This is a genomic window from Echinicola sediminis, from assembly GCF_054777495.1.
Window position 1 is genome coordinate 1 of sequence record NZ_BAAHAP010000174.1, and the last position, 5212, is coordinate 5212.

At 42.5% G+C, this 5212-nt stretch carries 6 protein-coding genes and 1 pseudogene; all 7 read right to left on the bottom strand.

Annotated elements, in window-relative coordinates:
- Positions 1-16: 16 nt before the first annotated feature.
- Positions 17-535, bottom strand: a pseudogene (rplD, locus tag ACYVAA_RS22150) (50S ribosomal protein L4); the annotation flags it as partial.
- A 4-nt stretch (positions 536-539) separates the two neighbouring features.
- A complete protein-coding gene (gene rplC, locus ACYVAA_RS22155) occupies positions 540-1172 on the bottom strand; it encodes a 50S ribosomal protein L3 (RefSeq protein WP_460546107.1) in 633 nt (210 codons plus the stop codon).
- Between the two features lie 253 nt (positions 1173-1425).
- A complete protein-coding gene (gene rpsJ, locus ACYVAA_RS22160; protein ID WP_015264118.1) occupies positions 1426-1731 on the bottom strand; it encodes a 30S ribosomal protein S10 in 306 nt (101 codons plus the stop codon).
- Between the two features lie 12 nt (positions 1732-1743).
- Positions 1744-3864 (bottom strand): elongation factor G, encoded by a 2121-nt coding sequence (fusA, locus tag ACYVAA_RS22165; protein WP_460546109.1) that lies wholly within the window; start codon positions 3862-3864, stop codon positions 1744-1746.
- A gap of 5 nt (positions 3865-3869) precedes the next feature.
- Entirely contained in the window at positions 3870-4337 is a 468-nt protein-coding gene (gene rpsG / locus ACYVAA_RS22170; RefSeq protein ID WP_460546111.1) for a small ribosomal subunit protein uS7, read from the bottom strand.
- Positions 4338-4357: 20 nt separating this feature from the next.
- Positions 4358-4744 (bottom strand): 30S ribosomal protein S12, encoded by a 387-nt coding sequence (rpsL, locus tag ACYVAA_RS22175; RefSeq protein ID WP_460546113.1) that lies wholly within the window; start codon positions 4742-4744, stop codon positions 4358-4360.
- Positions 4745-4843: 99 nt separating this feature from the next.
- Positions 4844-5173, bottom strand: coding sequence for a DUF3467 domain-containing protein (locus ACYVAA_RS22180; protein WP_460546115.1), 330 nt, complete (start codon positions 5171-5173; stop codon positions 4844-4846).
- Positions 5174-5212: the final 39 nt, after the last annotated feature.

The window sequence follows — 5212 nt, forward strand, 5'->3', positions numbered from 1 at the left end:
ACTGTTTTTACCTGTGCCTAGGTAGGTTTCTGCTTGACAAATAAACATTATTGTTCGCTTCTGGAAGCACCAACAATGTCTTCTTATCCGCCAAAGAAAGACCGGACAACAATGCCAAATAGCTCTTGGTCTTGATGCTGTCAAAGCTCACATCTTCCAAGATGGTAAGGCTGTTGTCTTTCACCTTGTAAGTAAGGGCAGATTTTCTTGCCAATTGTTTTACTTTCTTGTTCAATTTGAAAGAGTAATTTCTTGGTCTAGGACCGAAAACTCTACCTCCTCCTCTGAACAATGGAGATTTAAGAGAACCAGCTCTGGCACCACCAGTACCTTTTTGCTTCTTGATTTTCTTTGTTGAGCCGGCTATCTCAGCCCTCTCTTTACTCTTATGCGTACCCTGTCTTTGGTTGGCCAAAAACTGCTTCACATCCAGGTAGATAGCATGATCGTTAGGCTCGATCGCGAAAATATCGTCAGAAAGACTTACTTTCCTACCTGTCTCTTCACCGTTATGTTTTAATACTGCTAATTCCATGTGATTACTTCTCTAAAATAACGTAAGAATTTTTTGGACCAGGGACAGAGCCGCTTACCAAGATCAAGTTCTTTTCAGGATAAACCTTCAATACTTTTAGGTTAAGTACTTTCACGCGGCTACCGCCCATTCTACCTGCCATTCTAAGCCCCTTGAATACTCGGGAAGGCCAAGAACATGCACCAATAGAACCAGGGTGTCTTTGTCGGTTGTGCTGACCGTGGGTAGATCCACCTACACCACCGAAGCCATGACGTTTTACCACACCTTGAAAACCTTTACCTTTGGAAGTACCGATAGCATCTACGAAGTCTCCTTCACCAAATACTTCCTCAGCTTTCACTGTTTTACCTAAATCCACCTGACCTTCAAATTCTACTCTGAAGTCTCTGAATTCTACAACTTTCTGCTTAGGAGTGGTACCGGCCTTTTTAAAATGGCCCAAAAGTGGCTTAGGAGTGTTTTTCTCCTTACGCTCACCGTACCCCAACTGAACAGCGCTGTACCCGTCTGTTTCAACATTTTTTACTTGCGTCACTACGCAAGGACCAGCTTCTATTAACGTGCATGCGACGTTACGTCCATCGGCACTGAAAATGCTAGTCATTCCTACTTTTTTACCTATTATTCCAGACATCTTCTGTTGTATAATATAATTATGCACAAGCATTTACACACTTGTGCCTTTTTAAGGACTGCAAAGTTAGTAATTTATAAACACCTTACAAATTACAACTCATATATTTTCAAACATTTACAAAAACATCCTACTCTCTATCACCGTTTTATAGAAGCAATTTTGGAAAATCCCTCAAAATACTTGCTCCTAAAAAAGAAAAACCTATCCGCCGGGGCGGACAGGTTTTCCATATATTCCTGTAAATTCCAGATCAAACTTTGATCTCTACATCTACTCCACTAGGAAGTTCGATCTTCATCAAAGCATCTACTGTCTTGGAGCTGTTAGAATAAATATCCACCAATCTCTTATAAGTACACAATTGATATTGATCTCTTGCCTTTTTGTTTACGTGTGGTGACTTCAACACAGTAAACTTTTCTTTTTTAGTAGGCAAAGGAATTGGTCCAACCACAACTGCACCAGTAGTCTTTACTGCTTTTACGATTTTCTCTGATGACTTGTCCACCAAAGTATGATCGTAAGACTTAAGTTTTATTCTTATTTTCTGATTCATGTTCTTTTTAGTTTAGGCCTTAGCTCCTTTTACCTCAGCAATTACACCTTCAGCAATATTGTTAGGAACTGGCTCATAGTGAGAGAATGTCAAGGAAGCTGTCGCTCTACCGGAAGAGATTGTTCTCAGGTCAGTGATATAACCGAACAATTCTGACAACGGCACATCAGCTTTGATTACAGAGGAAGTACCTTTGGTATCCATCCCTTTCATCAAACCTCTTCTTCTGTTCAAGTCACCAGTAATAGGACCAGTATATTCATCAGGAGTAACCACGTCTACAGCCATGATAGGCTCTAGCAACTGAGGCTTACACTTTTTAGCAGCTTCTTTGAAACCAAGTCTTGCTGCCAATTCAAATGAAAGCGCATCGGAATCGACATCGTGGAAGGAACCATGGAACAACCTTACCTTCATGGCTTCGATAGGATAACCTGCCAAAGGTCCATTTTTCATGGACTCTTGGAAACCTTTCTGGATAGAAGGGATGAATTCTTTAGGAATCACACCACCTACGATACCATTAACGAATTCCAATCCTGGCTTAATTTCACCTGTCTCAGGATCGGCCTCTTTTGGCCCAATTTCAAATACGATGTCGGCGAATTTACCCTTACCACCTGTCTGCTTCTTATAAACCTCTTTGTGCTCCACAGAACCAAACAAGGCTTCCTTATAAGCTACCTGAGGAGCACCTTGATTGATCTCAACCTTAAATTCCCTCTTCAGACGGTCTATAATGATATCCAGGTGAAGCTCACCCATACCTCTAAGGATGGTCTGACCAGTTTCATGATCAGTGTTCACCTGAAGCGTTGGATCTTCTTCTACCAACTTGGCGATGGCCATCCCCAGCTTATCGACATCCGCTTGAGTTTTAGGCTCAATAGCGTAACCGATAACCGGCTCAGGGAAGATCATTGACTCCAATACCACCTTACGGTTTTCCGCACATAGGGTATCACCAGTCTTAATATCTTTAAATCCAACAACCGCACCGATATCACCGGCTTCTAGTCGTTCGATCTGATTTTGTTTGTTTGCGTGCATCTGGAACACACGAGAGATACGCTCTTTGTTTCCGGAACGGCTGTTGAAAACATAAGAACCTGACTCCAACACACCGGAATAAGCTCTTACGAAACAAAGACGACCTACGAATGGGTCAGTTGCAATTTTAAAGGCCAAACCAGCAAATGGCTCTTTTGGATCCGGAGCGATAGATACTTCCTTCTCTTCATCGTTCAGGTCATGACCGATGATATTGTCTTTATCAAGCGGAGAAGGCAACAATTCCATCACCAAGTCCAGCATGGTTTGTACACCCTTGTTTTTGAAAGAGGAACCACAAACCATCGGTACGATTTTCATATCGATAGTAGCAGCTCTCAAGGCAGCTAGGATTTCAGCTTCGGTAATTGAATCTGGATCTTCGAAGAATTTCTCCATCAAAGACTCATCATATTCTGCTACAGCTTCTAGCAGGTGCTCTCTCCACTGAACCACATCATCAGCCATATCTTCAGGAATCGGAACTTCCTCGAAAGTCATCCCCATATCCTCTTCATTCCAGACAATGGCTCTGTTGTTGATCAAATCCACTACCCCACGGAACTTATCTTCAGCACCGATTGGAAGCTGCAAAGGAACTGCATAGCTACCTAGCATTTCCTTTACTTGTTTACATACGTCAAGGAAGTTAGCACCGGCACGGTCCATTTTGTTAACGAATCCGATACGGGCTACTTTATAGTTATCAGCTAGTCTCCAGTTAGTCTCTGACTGAGGCTCTACACCATCTACAGCACTGAACAAGAACACCAAGCCATCCAAAACACGAAGAGAACGGTTTACTTCTACAGTAAAGTCTACGTGACCTGGAGTATCGATGATATTGATCTGGTATTTATTGTCCCTGTATGGCCAAAAAACGGTCGTAGCAGCAGAAGTAATGGTGATACCTCTTTCCTGCTCCTGAGCCATCCAGTCCATCGTAGCGGCACCATCGTGTACCTCACCGATCTTATGGGAAACCCCAGAATAGAACAAAATCCGCTCAGTAGTGGTTGTTTTACCAGCATCAATGTGAGCGGCGATACCGATGTTTCTGGTAAATTTTAAATTCTTTGCCATCCTAATTAAAATCTAAAGTGAGAGAATGCTTTATTGGCTTCGGCCATTCTGTGCGTATCATCTTTTTTCTTCACAGCCGCACCTTCTCCTTTGGATGCAGCGATTATTTCGCCTGCAAGTCGGTCCATCATTGTTTTCTCACCTCTTTTTCTGGCAAAGGTGATCATCCACTTGATCCCAAGGGATACTTTTCTTTCTGGACGCACTTCCATCGGAACCTGGAACGTAGCACCACCAACTCTACGACTCTTCACCTCTACGGATGGAGTAATATTGTTAAGCGCTTTTTTCCAAACCTCAAGACCATTCTCGCCCAATTTATCTTCTACTTTCTCTACAGCATCATAGAAAATTCTATAGGCAATACTTTTCTTCCCATCCACCATCAGACAGTTTACAAACTTGGTTACCAAAGTATCATTGAACTTCGGGTCAGGGAGAATATACCTCTTTTTTGGTTTCGCTTTTCTCATTTTTTCTTAAATGTTTTGGATTACTTTTTGGCTGCTGCCTTAGGTCTCTTCGCACCGTACTTAGAGCGACCTTGCTTACGGTCTTTCACTCCGGCAGTATCCAGTGCACCACGGATGATGTGATAACGCACACCTGGAAGATCTTTCACACGACCACCTCTGATCAATACGATAGAGTGCTCCTGCAAATTGTGACCCTCTCCTGGGATGTAGGCGTTAACCTCTTTTCCATTTGTCAATCTAACCCTGGCCACTTTTCTCATCGCCGAGTTAGGTTTTTTAGGCGTAGTTGTGTACACTCTTGTACACACACCCCTTCTTTGAGGACAAGCATCCAAAGCTCTTGACTTGGATTTTGACTCTAGGGTGGTTCTACCTTTTCTAACTAACTGTTGTATAGTAGGCATTAACTGATAAAATTTATTTTACTTCTTTAACATATGAAATTTGGACTGCAAAGGTAAACAAATAGGTAAAACAAACAAAATTAAAGAGTTATATTTTGATTAAGCCTCACCTAATGTACCACCGAAGTTCATCGGAAACTCAGGAGCTCCCGACCCGGACGCTATCTTTCCGAAAGCCTGCTCGTATTTTTCTATATTGTCCTTCAGGGCATTCAGTAATCTTTTGGCATGATCCGGTGTCATTATTATTCTGGACTTCACCCGCGCCTTGGGAACCCCAGGCATCAGGCGGATGAAATCTATCACAAACTCAGAATTGGAATGGGCGATCATGGCCAGATTGGAATAAATCCCCTCAGCCACCTCATCGGTCAATTCCACATTGATCTGCTGATTGCTTGGTTGCTTATCGTCTTTTTGATCTTCCATCTTTGTATCAATCAAAAAAGGCCTGCATAAGTACAGGCC